Annotated in this window: 13 protein-coding genes; 11 read left to right on the forward strand and 2 right to left on the reverse strand. The window is 44.2% G+C overall.

The annotated features are described in order from the left end of the window. Position 1 precedes the first annotated feature (1 nt). Complete coding sequence (locus JZY04_RS05490; protein WP_122141778.1) at positions 2–1378, forward strand: efflux transporter outer membrane subunit; 1377 nt, start codon at positions 2–4, stop codon at positions 1376–1378. Positions 1379–1395: 17 nt separating this feature from the next. Here the strand turns inward: JZY04_RS05490 and JZY04_RS05495 are convergent, their stop codons facing one another. Both JZY04_RS05495 and JZY04_RS05500 read right to left on the reverse strand, forming a co-directional pair. Next, positions 1396–1944 (reverse strand): RNA polymerase sigma-70 factor, encoded by a 549-nt coding sequence (locus JZY04_RS05495; RefSeq protein ID WP_005780158.1) that lies wholly within the window; start codon positions 1942–1944, stop codon positions 1396–1398. 190 nt (positions 1945–2134) lie between these two features. Then, entirely contained in the window at positions 2135–2374 is a 240-nt protein-coding gene (locus JZY04_RS05500; protein WP_022012434.1) for a hypothetical protein, read from the reverse strand. A gap of 284 nt (positions 2375–2658) precedes the next feature. On the opposite strand from JZY04_RS05500, the gene JZY04_RS05505 reads away from it, so the two are divergent. From JZY04_RS05505 to JZY04_RS05550, 10 genes are all read left to right on the forward strand, one after another. Continuing rightward, positions 2659–3315 (forward strand): FecR family protein, encoded by a 657-nt coding sequence (locus JZY04_RS05505; protein WP_032535827.1) that lies wholly within the window; start codon positions 2659–2661, stop codon positions 3313–3315. A 37-nt stretch (positions 3316–3352) separates the two neighbouring features. Beyond that, positions 3353–6730 (forward strand): TonB-dependent receptor, encoded by a 3378-nt coding sequence (locus JZY04_RS05510; protein WP_122141777.1) that lies wholly within the window; start codon positions 3353–3355, stop codon positions 6728–6730. Between the two features lie 9 nt (positions 6731–6739). Then, positions 6740–8650 carry a RagB/SusD family nutrient uptake outer membrane protein gene (locus JZY04_RS05515; RefSeq protein WP_122141776.1) on the forward strand — a complete coding sequence of 637 codons (1911 nt, stop codon included), beginning with the start codon at positions 6740–6742 and terminating at the stop codon, positions 8648–8650. A 21-nt stretch (positions 8651–8671) separates the two neighbouring features. Next, the gene (locus tag JZY04_RS05520; protein WP_122141775.1) at positions 8672–9568 is read left to right on the forward strand and encodes a discoidin domain-containing protein; all 897 of its coding nucleotides are present in this window, start codon (positions 8672–8674) and stop codon (positions 9566–9568) included. A gap of 182 nt (positions 9569–9750) precedes the next feature. Then, positions 9751–12570: a M60 family metallopeptidase gene (locus JZY04_RS05525; RefSeq protein WP_122141774.1), complete on the forward strand. Its 2820-nt coding sequence runs from the start codon at positions 9751–9753 to the stop codon at positions 12568–12570. A gap of 203 nt (positions 12571–12773) precedes the next feature. Beyond that, positions 12774–14417, forward strand: a complete 1644-nt coding sequence (locus tag JZY04_RS05530; protein WP_005780146.1) for a diphosphate--fructose-6-phosphate 1-phosphotransferase — start codon at positions 12774–12776, stop codon at positions 14415–14417. A 98-nt stretch (positions 14418–14515) separates the two neighbouring features. Further along, on the forward strand, positions 14516–16219 hold the full coding sequence (locus tag JZY04_RS05535) for a sialidase family protein (protein WP_122141842.1): 1704 nt from the start codon (positions 14516–14518) through the stop codon (positions 16217–16219). Between the two features lie 33 nt (positions 16220–16252). Beyond that, on the forward strand, positions 16253–17110 hold the full coding sequence (locus JZY04_RS05540) for a glycoside hydrolase family 25 protein (protein WP_122141773.1): 858 nt from the start codon (positions 16253–16255) through the stop codon (positions 17108–17110). A gap of 48 nt (positions 17111–17158) precedes the next feature. Continuing rightward, positions 17159–18484 (forward strand): TIGR01777 family oxidoreductase, encoded by a 1326-nt coding sequence (locus JZY04_RS05545; RefSeq protein ID WP_122141772.1) that lies wholly within the window; start codon positions 17159–17161, stop codon positions 18482–18484. Between the two features lie 34 nt (positions 18485–18518). Then, entirely contained in the window at positions 18519–18782 is a 264-nt protein-coding gene (locus JZY04_RS05550; RefSeq protein ID WP_005780139.1) for a GNAT family N-acetyltransferase, read from the forward strand. Positions 18783–18892: the final 110 nt, after the last annotated feature.

An 18892-nucleotide genomic window follows, 5' to 3' on the forward strand; every position in this document is an offset into this window, starting at 1 on the left:
TATGAAAAGAAGCTATTTATATATTACTCTCTTACTAACTGCATTTACCTTGGGTTCTTGCAAGATAGGAAAAAGTTATGTCCGTCCCGACCTTAACTTGCCCGATAGTCTGGCACAGCATCAGGATACCCTGAGCTTCGGAGATAGGGAATGGTGGCAGATTTATACTGACAGTACCCTCCGGAGTCTGATAGACCGGGCACTGGAGCATAATAAAGATATGTTGATAGCCGCTGCCCGTGTCAAGGAAATGGCAGCTCAAAAACGCATTTCGACAGCAAATCTGTTGCCGGACATTAAAGGTACGGTGACTGCTGAACGGGAAAACGAAAACCATGGTGGAGATGCTTTCAAACGTAGCGATACTTTCGAGGCGCAACTTCTTTTCTCCTGGGAGCTCGACCTCTGGGGAAATCTTCGTTGGGCACGTTCCGCCAGCATTGCCGAGTATCTTCAGTCCGTTGAGGCACAACGCGCTCTTCGGATGACTATTGTAGCTGAAGTGGCTCAGGCGTACTATGAACTGGTGGCTCTTGATACCGAACTGGACATTGTCCGTCAAACGTTGAAGGCACGTGAAGAGGGGATGCGCCTTGCCCGTATCCGCTTTGAAGGGGGATTGACCTCCGAGACTTCTTATCGCCAGTCGCAGGTAGAGTTGGCACGTACTGCTACGTTGGTACCCGATCTGGAGCGTAAAATCTCGTTGAAAGAGAATGATATAGCTTTCCTTGCCGGTGAGTATCCCAATAAGATTACACGTAGCCGCTTGTTGCAGGAGTTCAATTTTCCGCAGGAATTACCTGTCGGTTTGCCTTCAGGACTGCTTGAACGCCGTCCTGACATTCGTCAGGCTGAACAGAAATTGATTGCCGCCAATGCCCGGGTAGGGGTGGCCTATACAAATATGTTTCCACGCATTTCACTTACCGGCAGGGTAGGATCGGAGAGCACTGCACTTTCCGAGCTGTTGAAGTCGCCTTATAGTATAATGGAGGGTGCTTTGCTTACACCAATTTTTGGCTGGGGTAAAAATCGTGCTGCCCTCAAAGCTAAGAAAGCTGCTTACGAGGCTGAAGTGCACAGCTACGAAAAGTCTGTCCTGACCGCTTTCAAAGAGACTCGGAACGCGATTGTGAACTTTAATAAAATCAAGGAAGTATATGATCTTCGTGTCAAATTGGAACGTTCGGCTAAGAGTTACGTAGATCTGGCGCAATTGCAATATATCAATGGAGTGACGAATTATCTCGATGTACTCGATGCCCAGCGTGGGTATTTCGATGCCCAGATCGGACTTAGCAATGCGATGCGGGATGAACTGATTGCTGTGGTACAGGTGTATAAGGCACTGGGAGGTGGATGGCAGATAAAATAATGGAATCTCGATTTTAGTCACGCTCCCATGAACAGCATGAAAAGATTAAGATTCTTTTTTAGAAATCTCAGAGCCAGGTTGATATGCCGCTCTATTGCTTTTTCGGTAATAGAAAAATGTTCTGCTATTTCTTTGTTGCTCATGTGCAGCTCCCTGCTCATACGGAATACTTCTTGTTGGCGGGGAGGAAGTTGCATGACAAGTTCATCGATGTATTTCTTTAAGTCAGCGGCATCCAGTTCTCCTTCCATATCATAAGATTCCTCGACTGCTTGTATCGCAGTTATTTTGAGGGCTGTTTCTTTATAGTATCTGCGTGAATGATTGAATATAACATTCCGGGTTATGATAAAGAGATAGCCCTCAAAACTTTTGTTTTCATCTAAAAAATGGTGAGATTCCCATACTTTCACAAATACTTCCTGCACAATCTCCTCAATGTCCATTGAAGCGGTGAAATAAAGCTTTGTGAAATTATAGACCTGTTTCCAGTAATGATTGTATAAAAAAGCAAATGCTTCCTGATCGCCATGCTTTAATTTCCTGACTGTTTCTTTCTCTTGCATCTGTTTTAGTAATTAGAGGTGCAAAAGTAATCTTTTTGTTCTAAATAGATGCAGTTTCTACAAGAATATTAAAAAATAACATATTTTGTTTAATTGATATTATGTTATGATGGCTGTATTATCTTATTATATGGACTTAATAGAATAATGTATCCACTTATTATATAAATAAAATAATAGCAACATATATTTATTGGATAAGTTCTAAAGGAACTATTCTTTTGTGAACTTTTTTGCATCTGTTCTCGATCTTATTCCATATCTGATTTCCAATCTCTGTATCTACCGGATTATTTTTGTTTTCATTCCATTGTTTTCTCATTTGTTTCTTTATCAAATTCGAATGATAGAGCTTTTTACGTCCTTTTTTGTCTAATCGATCTGATAATAGTTTTTTGATCAGATCGATTTCCTTGTTGTTTTTATCCATTTCTTAAATCTATTTTGTGTTATCTAAAACTAAATACACAACAGACCTGCTTACCACCACATGTGAATTATAACTTTTTAATTGAAAATCGTCTCTGATGATATCGATAGCATACATATCTTGGTTTTTATGGATGTTAATTAATTGTTTTATAGTGCTATATATGGTTTTTGTCCGGTAATAATAATTGCTTGTTTTTTTTATGCGTAATAACGTTAGTTCCTTTAGAACTATGGTATATCGCTGCTTCTGTAGCTCTTGTTCTGATCGTGGGTGGACTTTGGATGTACTCTAATACGGGTAGAACTCAAATAGAGAAATATATTGAATTTACGGCACAAGAAAGCAGAATGTATCTATTGCCGGATAGTTCGAAAGTATGGATGCAGCCGGGGAGCTCCATACGTTTTGCCGAAAACTTTAAAGAATGCAGGGATGTATGGCTGAAAGGCAATTCACTTTTTGAAGTTCGCAAGAATTCGGGTAGTAAATTCAGAGTATACATTGATAAAGCATTTATCGAAGTGAAAGGAACCTGCTTTCTGATAAAACAGAATAACCCTAATGCGAATGAAATTACACTATTTAATGGGAGCATTGAATTTAATATAGAATCCACCCATGATAAAATAGCAATGAAACCACTCCAGGAATTAGTGTATAATCCTGTTAGTGCAAGAACTCAGCTGAGGCGGATAGAAAACATAGAATGGCAAAACGGGCGCTATAACTTTACCCAATTTAATTTGGAACACTTAACCCGTATTATGAATCAAATGTATGGCTCTCATATCACCATTAGCGACAAAGTGAATAAAAATTGTGCTTTCACCGGAAGTATCCGCTATGATGAATCTTTGGAAGACGTTATTGATAAAATCTGTTTTAGCCTGAATCTTAGGAGCAAAGAAATGAATGAAGGAATTCTTATTTACAACTAATATTTATTAACCCAATGTTAAATCTAAAAATTGAAGCATGAACAAGTTTTTATTTTCTTGCCAGAAGCGGTGTCTTAAATACATCGTCATGGCTCTGCTGCTTTATCCGTTGTCTGCACTTGCTGCGCAAGGACAGATTGTGGTTAAAGGTCAGTCTCTCACCATTCCTCAAGCCATCCGGCTTATAGAGAAAAGTAGTATATATACTTTCTTCTACAACGCTAATGATTTGAAAAACACAAATCTCAAGAGTATCGATTGTAAAGGTTCCATCAACGACGTCCTGAACGAAGTATTTAAAGGGAGCAATATCAGTTATGTCATTAAAGGTAATGAGGTTATTCTTAAAGTAGAGAAAACGGAAAGCACACAACAAAAAAAAGCCAAAATTATCGGTGTGGTAACAGATTCTAAAACCGGTGAACCTATCATTGGAGCAACTGTACAGCTACTGGGTACTACTACAGGCGTTATTACCGATGTGGATGGTAAGTTTGAACTTGCGGCAACTCCTAAAAATGAAATACAAATTTCATATATAGGATATGTTACCAAGAAAGTGAAAGTAGGTAGCCAAAAGGTTATTTCGGTCACACTATCCGAAGATGCCCAGCAGTTGGATGAAGTGGTGGTGACAGCGTTTGGTACAGGACAAAAGAAGGAGACTATCACCGGGTCTATTCAGTCCGTACGTCCTTCAGACCTTTTGGTGCCTTCCGCCAATCTTTCTTCTTCATTTGCCGGACGCCTGTCAGGTGTGATTGCTTACCAGCGTAGTGGTGAGCCCGGTCAGAATTCTGCCGATTTCTTTATTCGTGGTGTTGCGACGATGAATGGGGCGACTTCTCCTTTGATTATTTTAGACGGAGTTGAGGTGTCCAAAGCAGACCTGAATTCGTTGGATCCTGAAGTAATAGAAAGTTTCTCTGTATTGAAGGATGCTACGGCATCGGCGATGTATGGTACTCGTGGAGCCAACGGTGTACTTATTATTAAAACAAAATCGGGTAGTGATCTTGAAAGGCCGATCATTGGCGTGCGTATAGAAGGATATGTGAATACTCCGATCAAGAAACCGGAGATCGTTGACGGACCTACATATATGCGTTTGTACAACGAAGCGGTTACCAATCAGGGAACAGGAGCCGTACTTTATTCTGATGAAAGAATTAACGGTACAATTAATAATCTGAACCCCTATATTTATCCTAATGTAGACTGGTATAAAGAAGTCTTCAAAGATGCAACATTCAATCAAAAGGCGAATTTTAATGTACGTGGGGGTACTTCTAAAATCACTTATTTTATGAATGTCAATATGAACCATGAAACCGGTATGTTGAAGGATCGTTCCAGTGATTTCTTCTCTTATAAAAACAATATAGACTATATGAAATATGCGTTTCAGAACAACGTGGATTTTCATCTGTCAAAGTCTTCTACTATTTCGCTGCATCTGAATGTGCAGTTGAATGACATGCATGGTCCTTTGACTACAAAGGACGGAAATGGAGTAGGAGATATATTCAGTGCTATTATGGGAACCAACCCTGTTGATTTCCCGGTTATGTTTCCGCAAGGATCGGATACATGGTACCATTGGGGAGGTATTCTTGCAGGTAACTATCAACCGCTCAACCCGGTAGCCCTTTCAAGTGCAGGATATAAAGATACATTCGAGAGCACGGTAGTGGCCAATGTGAATTGGGACCAGAAACTGGATTTTATTACGAAAGGTTTGAGCTTCAGGGCTTTGGTTTCATTTAAGAATTGGAGCTACAATCAGAAGTTCCGTCTGCAGGGATACAATAGTTACCAACTTTCCGACTATAAACAAAATGAAGACGGTTCCTATGATTTTACCAATACACCTATCGGTGAACCGAGCAATCATACGATGGATGCTTTCTTTGGTACTAACGGCGACCGCAGGTTTTACATTCAGGGATATCTTAATTACGAACGTTCCTTCGGTTCACACAATGTAAGCGGTATGCTGCTTTATAACCAGGATGATTATAATACAAATGTAAACAGCAGTCTTATTGGCTCACTTCCCAAACGTAAGATGGGTGTTGCCGCACGTTTGTCATATGATTACGATCACCGTTACATGCTTGAAGTAAATGCCGGATACAATGGTTCCGAAAGTTTTGCCAAAGGACATCGCTGGGGATTGTTCCCATCCATATCGTTGGGATGGAATATCAGTGAAGAGAAATTCTGGAAGTCTATTAAACCGATTATTTCCAATTTCAAAGTCCGTGGTTCGTATGGTTTGGTAGGTAATGACCAGATTGGTAGCGATCGTTTTGCTTATCTGGCAATTGTGAATCTGAACAGCAGCCCGTCTTATACAACCGGATATGGTGGGAGTACAACTTCATTATCGGGTCCTACCTATAATCGTTTCCAGAATAACGAACTTACATGGGAAGTGGGACATAAACTGAATGTGGGTGCCGATTTGCAGTTTTTCAATTCATTAAATATTACTGTCGACGGATTCAGGGAGATCAGGGATAACATTTTCCAACAGAAAAATTCGATACCGAATTACTTGGGGACTGCCAGTACTAAAATCTATGGTAACTTTGCTAAAGTGAAGAATACTGGATTTGATCTTGCTTTGGACTACGGAAAACAGGTGAACCGGGACCTCTCTATCCAGATGAAGGGAACATTCACCTATGCGCACAATGAAGTTTTGAAATACGATGAAGCGGCAGGACTTCGTCCGGCACTGTCGCAGGTTGGAAAGAGCTTGAACTCGATTTGGGGATATGTAGCAGACGGGCTGTATATTGATCAGGCTGATATTGCCAATAACCCTCAGTCGACTATCGGCAATATTGCCATTGCGCCGGGAGATGTGAAATATGTAGACCAGCCGGATGCTAACGGAAATTATGATGGGAAAATAACATCGGATGACAGAGTGGTATTGGGGTATCCCACAATTCCGGAGATAATATACGGATTCGGCCCTTCTGTTACGTGGAAGAATTGGGACTTCTCTTTCTTCTTCCAGGGACAAACCCATGTGTCACTAATGATGAGTGGTTTCGAACCGTTTGGAACACAGAGTAAAAGTAATGTCCTGAAGTGGATTGCTGATGACCATTGGAGCAAAGATAACCAGAATCCGAATGCAAAGTATCCAAGGTTGACACAATATAATAATAACAACAATACTGCATCATCTTCCTATTGGCTGCGCGATGCTTCATTCCTGAAATTGCGGAATGCGGAAATTGGCTATCGTTTCAAATGGGCAAGAATCTATGTGAATGGAAGTAACCTGCTGACCTTTTCTCCATTTAAGTTGTGGGATCCTGAAATGGGTGGAGGTGCCGGTATGAAATATCCGACACAGCGTACATATAATGTTGGTATTCAATTAACTTTTAAATAATAAATACTTATGAAGATAATATATAAACTCCTGTTCCTGCTTTTCCTGATGCTGGGATATAGTTCATGTGATTTCCTGAATATCGTTCCTGATGAAATAACGACCGAGGAAGATGCATTTAAAGATCGGAATGCAGCAAAGAATTTTGTTTATTCTTGTTATGGTTATCTGCCTCAGAGCAATGTAGCGTCGGCAAGTCTTGATTTGCTGACGGGAGATGAAGTGATTACAGCTTTTGAACATGAAACGTTTGCCAGTTTTCCGAAAGGAAACTATACGGCTTCGTCGCCGGTGATTTCTTATTGGAACACATTCTTTCAGGGATTGCGCCAATGTTACCTGTTTTTAGAGAATGTCGACAAGGTACCCGATCTGACTGAAAGTGTGAAGGCTGATTATATTGCACAGGTTAAATTCCTGATTGCTTATTATCATTATCAATTGGCACGTTGCTACGGACCTATTATCCTGATTAAAGAACTGCCGAATGTAAATGCTTCGCAGGCAGAATATTTGCCTCGGACTCCCTATGACGAATGTGTAGAGTGGATATGCAATCTGTTGGATGAAGCCGCAGCTTCATTGCCTGCCATACGTACCAATAAAGAAGATTACGGACTGGCAACCAGTGTGGGAGCAAAAGCGGTGAAAGCTAAGATGTTGTTGTATGCAGCTTCTCCGTTGTTCAACGGAAACTCGGCATTCTACAGTAACTTTGCAGACAAATCGGGCAATATGTTAATGCCTGTTACTTACGACCCCAACAAATGGGTAAAAGCGAGAACAGCCATAAAAGAGGCGATTGACCTTGCCGAGCAGAATGGGCATGCTTTGTATACGAAGCAAGACTATAAGATAGGTAATGAGGATGCGAACCCTTATCCGGCAGCCGGCCCCGTAAGATGTCTACGTACCAGTTTGGTCGATTGGGACTCTCGTAATCCGGAAGTACTGCTTGCAGAAACCCGCAGCGAAGGTTCATACGGTATACAGAATAAGTCATTGCCGTTTGTGACTGATGGCTGGGCATGGAATGGTATCGGCCCGACATGGACTATGTTGAATCGTTTCTATACCAAGAACGGTTTGCCTTGGGATGAAGATCCGGAGTATAAAGATAAAGACAAATTGAAGATTGTAAATGTGGATGCTGACCATGCTGATGAGGCCCATGAAGGTAGTAAAACGCTTCTGTTCAATCTGGAACGTGAACCTCGTTTTTATGCTTGGGTAGCTTTTCAGGGAGGATATTACGAAGTAATGAACGGGTCGACTAATCCCGCTTATGTGATGAGTAACGGAAAAAAAGACAATTCGGACAGCAGATTAATATGTGATTTTGTTTTGGGAGGTAACTGTAGCCGTGGTACTGCGACCGTACAACGTCCCGGAAATTATACTCCAAGTGGTTATCTGAATAAAAAAGGAGTCGACCCCAGTACGGTTGTATCTACCAATTCGACCAACCTGAATACATATCCCTGGCCTATTATCCGTCTTGCAGACCTCTATCTGGCATATGCCGAAGCGTGTGTGGAAACCAACGATCTGGAAACTGCCAAACAATACTTGAATAAAGTAAGAGAGCGTGCCGGTATCCCCACGGTAGAAAATGCATGGAGTGGCGTTGCTGCATTGGATCAGACAAAGCTCCGTCAGATTGTTCGTCAGGAGAGAATGAACGAACTCTATCTTGAGAATCAGAATTTCTGGGATATGCGTCGCTGGTTGCTGGCAGAGCAATATTTTGGAACTAAAGCCAAAGGATTGAATATCGCCGCCACCACTATTGAAGATTTTGCGGCAATTAAGACGATTGACTTTGAACGTAAGTTTGAGGCACCGACTCAATATCTGCTGCCGATACCTTCTGCCGACATTAATAGAAATGAAAAATTAGTAAACAATCCGGGTTATTAATCTTTATAAAGAGAATTGAAGATGAAAAAAATACTGCTTGGCCTATGCGCGATACTGGGCCTGATAAATATGACAGGGTGCTCCAGTGACGAGAAGTACCCCATGCCGACCACTATAGACCAGAATTCACTGTCGGCTGAAGCCAAAGCCGGGGCTATAAAACTGAAATGGACAGTGCCGGCTGATTCCAATTATTATTATGTGAAAGTGACTTATACGTTGCCGGAAGACGGAAAGAAATGCCTGAGACTTGCGAGTGTGAAGAGCGATACCATGCTGGTGGATAACTTGTTGCACCGCTATGGCGACATTGACTTTACACTGCAACCATGCAACCGTGCGGGGGAAGGATCACAGAGTTGCAGTATAACAGCACGGGCCTTGCCTGCCCCGAAGCAGATTAAAACAGACCGGAATGATGTGACTTTATCCGCTAAACAGTTGTATACAGATGATCAGGAAAGCAGTGAAGGTCCTATCGCCAATCTGATAGATGGAAAGAACGACACTTATTTTCACATGTCATGGAGCAGTCCCACACCTTTCCCACATTACATTGTGGTCGACTTGGGTGAGGAGAATGCTTTGTCTACTTTCCTGTTCTCTTATGTTTGTCGTGATAATAACAATAAGGATAATCCCAAAGAGATGGATATTCTGGGAAGCAATACTTTTGATGGAAAGAATTACGATGAAAGCCAGACAACCCTGTTGGCGTCTTTAAGTGATTTGCCCAATACCAAGGCTGCATCTTACGAGTCGGATATTATAAAAGCGGGCGCGTCTTACCGTTATCTCTGGTTTAAGGTGAAATCATCTACAAGCGGTTCCAATTGGATTGCGCTGGCCGAACTCGCCCTTTCTAAAGTAATTGTGAAAACCTATGATCCGGAAACCGGAGAGACTACCATTGAATAAAACAGGATTCAATAGGGACTAAATACAGTAGCATGAGTCTGCGCAGCCGGTAGCTGTCGGCTTGATGCTAAATAGAAGAATCAAATAATTATCAAAAAGGAAATACAAATGACATTTTTTACCAGAACAAAATTTGTATTTCCTTTGTTTTATTTATCTTATGTTTAATTTATCCTAATAACATGAAGAAACATCTAATTTCAATGATTTTTGCAGCAATCGTACCTTTGCTGCTGTATGCTTGTTCTGCCGAAGAAGAGAAAACGGTAACATCGACCACCCTTGAGGTGGCGCAGTCTGCAATTGACTTTAAAAGTGACGCAGGGACCCGTGACATTGCTATTGTCACCGATGCGGATAATTGGACGGCACGGTCTGATAAGGACTGGTGTTCGGTTGCTGTCAACGGAAGTACATTGACGGTGAATGTATCCGGATATGACGGGAAAGAGACCAGAGAGGCAGTGATCAAAGTGACTGCCGATGCATTGACGGAAACTGTTAACGTACGCCAATTGGGATCAGATCCTGCTATTCTGATATCCCAACAGATATTTACTGTTGAGGCCAGCGGAAGTGATATTGCGTTCGATGTAACTACAAACGTGCCGGTGACGATTACATTGCCGGAATGGGTCAAAGAAAAACCGGCGGATACGCGTGCATCCGAAATGGTGACTACAACACATAGATATATTGTCTCGGCCAATCCTGAAGACGGTGAACGCACTGGCAATATTACTGTAAAAGAGGTAGGTGGAGAGCTTGAGGCTCTGGTATCTGTCACTCAAAAAGGACTGGGAGAATATGAATCCGGAGATATGGAAGGTATTAAAGACGATATTAAGGTTCCGGTAGAATCGGGCGAGGCAAGTTCTTTCCAGGGAGGCTCGAATATCGATAAATCATTCGATGGAGATATAAGTACTATTTACCACTCTAATTGGAATAACGCAGGAGAGCATTATTTTCCTATCACGTTGACTTATAATTTCCCTGCGGGTTCGGATATGGATTATTTTATATATTATCCCCGTACTTCGGGACCGAATGGTAACTTCAAGGAAGTAGAGATTCGTGTGAAGTCAAATGCGAATACCAGAGGGGCCGATGAATGGAATACTGTGATGACTAAGAACTTCGGAGGTACCAACGCCGCAGTCCGTATTAATTTTCCGAAGGCACAAATCGGCGTCACATCCGTTCAGTTTATTGTAAAATCAGGTTCGGGAGACGGACAGGGATTTGCGGCCTGTGCCGAAATGGAATTTTATAAAAAGAATCCGGGAGCATTTGACCCGTTAACTCTTTTCACTGATGTAACTTGTTCTGAGCTGAGGCCCGGACTTACCGATGAAGAGATAGAAAACTGTCCTTATTCATTCTACAAGAACATAGCTTACTATATGAAGCAAGGTAAGTACCCGACAGAGTTCCGTATTCAAGATTATAAAGCGTGGCCCAATCCGGATGATCAGTCGAAAACACATAAGACCAGTCCCTACAGCCTGCGTGACAATCCTACGGGAATTTCGGTAAAAGACGGGGAACAGTTGATGGTCTTGGTCGGCGATACGCACGGGCAAATTATCAGTGCAGTGATTCAGAACCTTGACGTCCCCGGTGGTGACGGCTTCGGAGGTACCTTCTATCCGTTGTCTGAAGGAGCCAACAAGATTACGGCCCGGAATAAAGGATTGATGTATATTTTGTATCACACCCCTGACTATGAAACAGCTCAGCCTGTAAAGATACACATTGCCTCCGGACAGGTGAACGGGTATTTCGATGTAGCCAAACATCAGGTTTCCGATTGGAATAAATTGTTGAACAATGCGGTCGATAAGTATTTTGATGTGGTGGGACATTATGCACATCTCACATTTCCTACCGAGCGCTTTCGTGCTCACACTCCGGACGGAAAAGCATTGATCGATGCTTATGATCAGATCGTGAATTCGGAGATGGAACTGATGGGGCTGTATAAGTATAATAAATTGTTTAAAAACCGCATGTATCTGCATGTGATGTATACCAGCTATATGTATGCCACCAGTTATCACACCGCGTACAATGACGGTACACTGGCGGAACTTTGTAATGTGGATAAACTGAAAACTTCTTCATGCTGGGGGCCTGCACATGAAATAGGGCATTGCAACCAGACACGTCCCGGATTGAAATGGCTGGGAACTACGGAAGTGACGAATAACATTATGTCGGAGTATATTCAGACTACGATTTTCGGGCAGCCTTCACGCCTGCAGACAGAAAATATGGGAGATGGTAGCCGGAACCGATATTCCAAAGCTTGGACCCAGATCATCGCGGCAGGTGCTCCTCACGGAAACTTTGGCAGTGACAGTGATGTTTTCTGCAAACTCGTTCCTTTCTGGCAACTGGAGCTTTATTTCGGCAAAGTGCTTGGGCAGACACCACTTCAGCAGGCTGACAAAGGAGGATTCTATCCGGATGTGTACGAATATATACGTACGCACGATAACCTGAAGACTGCCGGAGAGCAACAGACTGAGTTTGTGTATATCTGTAGTTTGATAGCTAAAGCCAATTTGCTGGATTTCTTCACGAAATGGGGATTCCTGACTCCGATAGATGTCACTCTGGACGATTATGGAGTTGGAAAACTTACTGTCACTCAGTCCCGTATCGACGAGATAAAGAAGCGTGTAGAGGCTTTGGGATATCCGAAACCGGATGTTGCCTTAGAGTATATAACTGATAATTCGGTAGAACTCTATAAAACCAAACCCGGAATAATATCCGGAACAGCTACGCGAAGCGGTTCGACATTTACCATGACCAATTGGAAAAATGTGGTAGCTTATGAAGTAGTGGATGAAACGGGTAAAAAGGTTTGTATCTCCGATGGAGTATTAGCACCCTCAAATACTGCCACGTTTACCATGAAAACAGCCTGGAAGGACGGCTTTAAAGTGTATGCCGTCTCTGCTACAGGCGACAAGACAGTGGTGACGTTTTAAAGAGGAAGTTAGATATACCTTTAAGTAGCCGGGAAGGGCACAGAGTTCAGATCGTTGATTTTAGCTCTGTGCCCTTTGTTTGCTCTGTGGCATACCCGCAGAGAACAAAATCACCATTTTCTTTCATAATTCGGAAAAAAACACGAAATTTGCGACGCTTTTAAGTTCGAATTACTAACACCTTTAAATATAAGATAAAGAAAATGACTAAAAGTGCATTGCAAATTGCCAGGGCTGCTTACCAGCCCAAACTTCCGAAAGCGCTGAAAGGCTCAGTAAAAGCAGTTGAAGGCGCAGCTACACAATCTGTAGCCGACCAGGAAGCTATCCAGAAACTGTTCCCGAACACTTACGGAATGCCGTTGATTAAATTCGAAGAAGGTGAAGCTATCCAGCTTCCTGCCATGAATGTAGGTGTTATCCTTTCAGGAGGACAGGCTCCGGGCGGACATAACGTAATCTCTGGTCTGTTCGACGGTATCAAAACACTGAACAAAGACAATAAGCTGTACGGCTTTATCCTGGGTCCCGGCGGATTGGTTGACCATAACTATATGGAGCTGACTGCCGATATTATTGACGAATACCGCAACACTGGTGGTTTCGATATCATCGGCTCAGGACGTACTAAACTGGAAACTCCGGAACAATTCGAGAAGGGTCTGGAAATCATCAATAAGCTGGGTATCAAAGCACTGGTAATCATTGGTGGTGACGACTCCAATACAAATGCCTGTGTTCTGGCTGAATATTATGCTGCAAAGAATGCTGGTGTACAAGTGATCGGTTGCCCGAAAACTATCGACGGTGACTTGAAAAACGACATGATCGAAACTTCGTTCGGTTTTGATACTGCATGTAAAGTATACTCGGAAGTGATCGGTAACATCCAGCGCGACTGTAACTCAGCACGTAAATACTGGCACTTCATCAAACTGATGGGACGTTCGGCTTCTCACATCGCACTGGAATGTGCTTTGCAGGTTCAGCCTAATGTATGTATCATTTCTGAAGAAGTAGAAGCAAAAGACATGTCATTGGATGATGTAGTGACTTACATTGCCAAGATCGTGGCTGACCGTGCTGCTCAGGGAAACAACTTCGGTACTGTGCTGATTCCTGAAGGTCTGGTTGAATTTATCCCGGCTATGAAACGTCTGATCGCTGAGTTGAACGACTTCCTGGCTGCTAACGCAGTTGAGTTCGCCAACATCAAACGTTCTCGTCAACGTGAATATATCATCAGCAAGCTGTCGAAAGAAAATGCTGACATCTATGCAAGCCTTCCCGAAGGTGTGGCACGTCAGCTTTCTCTGGACCGCGATCCGCACGGAAACGTACAGGTATCACTGATCGAAACAGAAAAATTGCTGTCTGAAATGGTTGGTACGAAACTGGCTCAGTGGAAAGAAGAAGGCAAATATGTAGGCAAGTTTGCTGCACAGCACCACTTCTTCGGTTACGAAGGACGTTGCGCTGCTCCATCAAACTACGATGCCGACTACTGCTATTCACTGGGTTATACAGCTTCTATGCTGATTGCCAACGGTAAGACCGGTTACATGTCATCAGTACGCAACACAACTGCCCCTGCTGCCGAATGGATCGCAGGCGGTGTGCCTATCACGATGATGATGAACATGGAACGTCGTCACGGTGAAATGAAGCCGGTAATCCAGAAAGCATTGGTGAAACTGGATGGCAAACCGTTCCTGACATTTGCTGCCAAACGCGATCAGTGGGCGCTGACTACAGACTATGTTTATCCGGGTCCGATCCAGTACTTCGGTCCGACAGAAGTTTGCGACCAGCCGACTAAGACATTGCAACTGGAACAGGCTAAGTAAGCTGTTCTCCGCATTACAATAACAGAAACCCATCGGGGCGGATTGATTCAATTCCCTTCGGTGGGTTTTTAGTTCATTTGAATATCCTTATTTATATGATGAAACGACTTTCTACTCTATGCCTGCTGGCGGCAGGTTTTTTCCTTTCGGGGCAGGCGCAGCAAGCCCGTCCGTTAGTGCTCGATTCGGTCTGTGCTCCTTTGAAAGTAGCTACTCCGCCTTCCGATGCTTATATCGGTCTGTCGCTTCTTGACAATGGTGAAGTAAGACACTATAACTATGGAGAACAGGCAGTGGCAGGAGCCGTTTATCTGTCGAGTGCCGATCACGGTCTGACCTGGAAACGGGTAAACCGGGCTAAAGAGATGCCTTTTGCAGACCGTCAAAGCCCTGTGAGCAAAGAGTATATCCGTTTGGTAGATATGGGGGCGATGGGTGTTTATTGCATTCGTACTTCCGGTGGACTGGCAGGCGGACGTACCCTTACGAAAGTGGCTGACCGCAGTTCCATCATGATTAAACCACCCGTTTTTATCAGGAACGGCAAGCGTATTGTGGTGGCTGCCCATGGAGGCGTGACACCGAAAGGCTGTTATACTTACGTTTCCGATGATGACGGACTGACCTGGAAGTGCTCGAATACAGTCACTTCGCCCGACCATCGGGGAGGAGGCTTCCACAAAGGTATTCGTTGGAATCACGGTGCTGTGGAGCCTACTGTGGTTGAACTGAAAGACGGAACACTCTGGATGCTGATGCGTACTTCACAGGACCGGCATTATCAGGCTTTCTCGCAAGATGGCGGTCTGACATGGAGTGAATCGAAACCTTCGCCTTTTTACGGTACTATCACGATGCCCACCCTTGGCAGGTTGGCCGACGGTAGACTGTTACTTTTCTGGTGCAATACTACTCCTCTGCCTGAAAAAGAAGGGACGAATGGTGTCTGGGATGATGTTTTCACCAACCGCGACGTGACTCACGTAGCTGTGTCCGATGATGACGGCAAGACGTGGACAGGTTTTCGTGAACTTTATATGGACCCCATGCGCAATGACTCCGATTATGCTGTCAATGGCGGTGGAATCGACCGTGGTGTCCATCAGGCGCAGTTTGTAGAAGTAGCTCCGGGCAAGGTGCTGGCATCCATCGGTCAACATCCCCTCCATCGTGCCATGATGATGTTCGACGTGAATTGGCTATACGAGAAAAGCCGTTTTAATAATTTCAGCGATTCTCTTTCGCAATGGAGCACATTCAATTATATCGACGGTATTAAAGGGCATTGTGCCTATAACCGCATGCAAGGGTGTCGGCTCGAATCCCATCCCGAGAAAGAGGGTTGTCAGGTGCTCCATTTGTCTTATCAGCCGGATGCCTCGCTGGTAGCAGATACACGTGGGGCAGTGTGGAACTTCCCGGCAATGAAGAAAGGGACGTTCACTGCCAGCCTGCGTATTCCGGAGGGAAGCCATTCGGTTTCATTGTTACTGAATGATCGCTGGATGAATCCTTCGGACACCGTGGCCCGCTATGAATCGATGTACGAACTTCCTCTGACCCGCAAGCAACTGGGAGTAAAAGATGACCGTTGGCATGAAGTTTCTTTGGAATGGGATTTGTCTCAGAAACGTCCGCAGCCACGTGTCCGGGTAGACGGACGGCTTCGGTCCCTGCGTCTTCCACTCAGAAACAAGTCGCAAAACGGAATTAGTTATGTTCACTTTATCGCTCCTCCAGCAGAGGCTAATCCGGGCATTTATCTGGAATGGGTCAGGGCGGAAGCTGATGGCACTATTTAGAAATGAATCCAACTCAAAATAAGAATACAATCAATGAAGTCTTCACGAACCACTTCTGTTTCTAATAAACCCGCTCCCCGTCGCCATACGTCGGTACGGAAGAGAAAAGCGAAAAAGAAAGCCTCCCGTACCATGCCTGTTTGGTTGCGCAATACCCTTGCGCTCGTTGTTGTCGGTCTGTTTTCTGTTGCTTTTTACTATTTCGTTATCCGTCCTTATTCCTATCGCTGGAAAGAATGCTACGGGCGGAAAGAGTATGGTGTTTGCATTCCTTGTGGTTACGAAGTGCATGGTATCGATATTTCCCATTATCAGGGAAACATCGACTGGGAGGAACTGAAACAGAACAAGGAGGCTGATTTCCCGCTTCACTTTATTTTTATGAAGGCCACCGAAGGAGGCGACCATGGCGATGATACCTTCAAGCAAAACTTTGAACAGGCACGCCAGCATGGCTTTATCCGTGGGGCCTACCATTTCTTTACTCCCCGTACGGATGCCTTGAAGCAGGCTGACTTTTTTATCCGTACCGTAAAGCTCGATAGTGGCGATCTTCCCCCGGTGCTCGATGTGGAGCTGTCAGGCAAGAAACCTAAGAAGGAGTTGCAGCAGAGCATCAAGAAATGGCTCGACCGGGTGGAAGCACATTATGGTGTGAAGCCTATCCTCTATACTTCATATAAATTCAAAACCCACTATCTGGACGATTCGCTTTTCAATGCCTATCCCTACTGGATTGCCCATTACTATGTCGACTCGGTGAAGTATCAGGGAAAATGGCATTTCTGGCAGCATACAGATATCGGAAGTGTACCCGGTATTCACCATGATGTAGATTTGAATGTATTTAACGGTTCGCTCGAAGAGTTGCGTAAGATGACTATGAGGTGAACTTTACCCGCTTTGCCTGCGTTATATTCCTAAAAAAAGGAGATTCAGATGAATATAGCAATTAGCGGGGCCTCCGGTTTCATAGGCAAGCATCTTACAGAGTACCTTACGGAAAGGGGGCACCGGATAGTCCCTCTGGGGAGACCTATGTTTCGTGAAGGTACATCGGGATATTTAATTCAGGCCTTGTCGCATTGCGATGTAGTCATCAATCTGGCAGGAGCACCCATCAGTAAACGCTGGACGCCGGAGTATAAGAAAGAGCTTTATGACAGCCGTATCAAGGTGACGCATCGCATCATCCGAGCTATGGATGCGGTAAAGACAAAGCCGCGGTTAATGATTTCCGCCTCTGCCGTAGGATATTATCCGGAAGATGGAACGTTTGACGAATATACCAATACTCGCGGTAGCGGTTTTCTGGCGGAACTTTGCTACGCCTGGGAGAAAGAGGCTCGCCGTTGTCCTTCACAGACAAGGCTGGCTATCACCCGTTTTGGCATAGTGCTCTCACCCGATGGCGGGGCAATGGAGCAGATGTTGCGTCCGCTTCGGATAACACGGGTAGCCGGTGTGATTGCTCCGGGCACACAACCTTTTCCCTGGATTGGAATCCAGGATCTTTGCCGTGCGATGGAGTTCATCATCAACCACGAAGTATTAAGCGGAGTGTTCAATCTGGTAGTTCCGCAACAGGTTTCACAATATGCGTTTACCCGGGCGATGGCAGCGCGCTATCATGCCTGGATGAAGGTGGTGATACCACGTTGGTTTTTTCGGATGCAATATGGTGAAGCGGCTTCCTTCTTAACGTCGGGACAGAATGTGCGTCCCACACGCTTGCTCGAGGCAGGTTTCCGCTTTGATAAACCGACCATCGAAGCCTTTTTTGAGGGCACGGACCACAGTACGGTGGACGAACTGGATCTGCAACGTTATATGGGTACATGGTACGAGATAGCCCGTTTCGACCACCGCTTTGAGCGGGGACTGTCGGAGGTGACGGCAACTTACACATTGCTGCCCGACGGAACCGTTCGCGTAGAGAACCGGGGATGTAAGCATAAAAAGCCGTATGATGTCTGTAAAACAGCGGAAGGACGGGCAAAGGTTCCCGATTCGTCGCAACCGGGCAAACTGAAGGTATCCTTTTTTCTGTCCTTTTATTCAGACTATTATGTTTTGGAATTGGATCAGGAGGAGTATAATTATGTACTGATTGGCAGCAGTTCGGACAAGTATCTGTGGATATTGAGCCGTACGCCTATTCTGCCGGAAGAGATAAAGAAGAAATTACTGGATGCTGCCATCCGCAGGGGGTATGATGTGGATAAGTTGATCTGGGTGGAGCAGAGGGAGAAGAATTTAAAATAATCTATATTAACCTAAACAAAAAGGAGATTGGAAAATGGAAGAATATGAAGTAACTCACCGCCCGGAGCGGAATCGTTTTGAACTGGAAAAGAATGGAATGACTGCTTTTGTGGAGTATGAAGTGGAAGATGGAACGCTGGACATTATGCATACCATCGTTCCTCCTCCTCTGGAAGGAAAGGGGATTGCGGCAGCTCTGGTAGAAGCAACCTATAAATATGCTGCCGGACAAGGTCTGAAACCGAAAGCGACATGTTCGTATGCCGTAGCCTGGCTGAAGCGGCATCCGGTGGAATAAACGGTACCTCTTCCGATACAGTAGGAGATGTGTCAAAAGCTTTTTCACCAGAGGATTACACAGATTGTCACAGATTAGAATGTTAATCATCGATGACTTAAAATTCACTC

Origin of the sequence: Bacteroides sp. 11BF, assembly GCF_019633765.1 — a bacterium.
Taxonomy (GTDB): Bacteria; Bacteroidota; Bacteroidia; order Bacteroidales; family Bacteroidaceae; genus Bacteroides; species Bacteroides hominis.

Coding starts and splice junctions, on each gene's coding strand:
- JZY04_RS05515 (WP_122141776.1), top strand. CDS start 6,740: ATGAAGATAATATATAAACTCCTGTTCCTGCTTTTCCTGATGCTGGGA.
- JZY04_RS05525 (WP_122141774.1), top strand. CDS start 9,751: ATGAAGAAACATCTAATTTCAATGATTTTTGCAGCAATCGTACCTTTG.
- JZY04_RS05530 (WP_005780146.1), top strand. CDS start 12,774: ATGACTAAAAGTGCATTGCAAATTGCCAGGGCTGCTTACCAGCCCAAA.
- JZY04_RS05535 (WP_122141842.1), top strand. CDS start 14,516: ATGAAACGACTTTCTACTCTATGCCTGCTGGCGGCAGGTTTTTTCCTT.
- JZY04_RS05510 (WP_122141777.1), top strand. CDS start 3,353: ATGAACAAGTTTTTATTTTCTTGCCAGAAGCGGTGTCTTAAATACATC.
- JZY04_RS05495 (WP_005780158.1), bottom strand. CDS start 1,944: ATGCAAGAGAAAGAAACAGTCAGGAAATTAAAGCATGGCGATCAGGAA.
- JZY04_RS05520 (WP_122141775.1), top strand. CDS start 8,672: ATGAAAAAAATACTGCTTGGCCTATGCGCGATACTGGGCCTGATAAAT.
- JZY04_RS05550 (WP_005780139.1), top strand. CDS start 18,519: ATGGAAGAATATGAAGTAACTCACCGCCCGGAGCGGAATCGTTTTGAA.
- JZY04_RS05490 (WP_122141778.1), top strand. CDS start 2: ATGAAAAGAAGCTATTTATATATTACTCTCTTACTAACTGCATTTACC.
- JZY04_RS05500 (WP_022012434.1), bottom strand. CDS start 2,374: ATGGATAAAAACAACAAGGAAATCGATCTGATCAAAAAACTATTATCA.
- JZY04_RS05505 (WP_032535827.1), top strand. CDS start 2,659: ATGTACTCTAATACGGGTAGAACTCAAATAGAGAAATATATTGAATTT.
- JZY04_RS05545 (WP_122141772.1), top strand. CDS start 17,159: ATGAATATAGCAATTAGCGGGGCCTCCGGTTTCATAGGCAAGCATCTT.
- JZY04_RS05540 (WP_122141773.1), top strand. CDS start 16,253: ATGAAGTCTTCACGAACCACTTCTGTTTCTAATAAACCCGCTCCCCGT.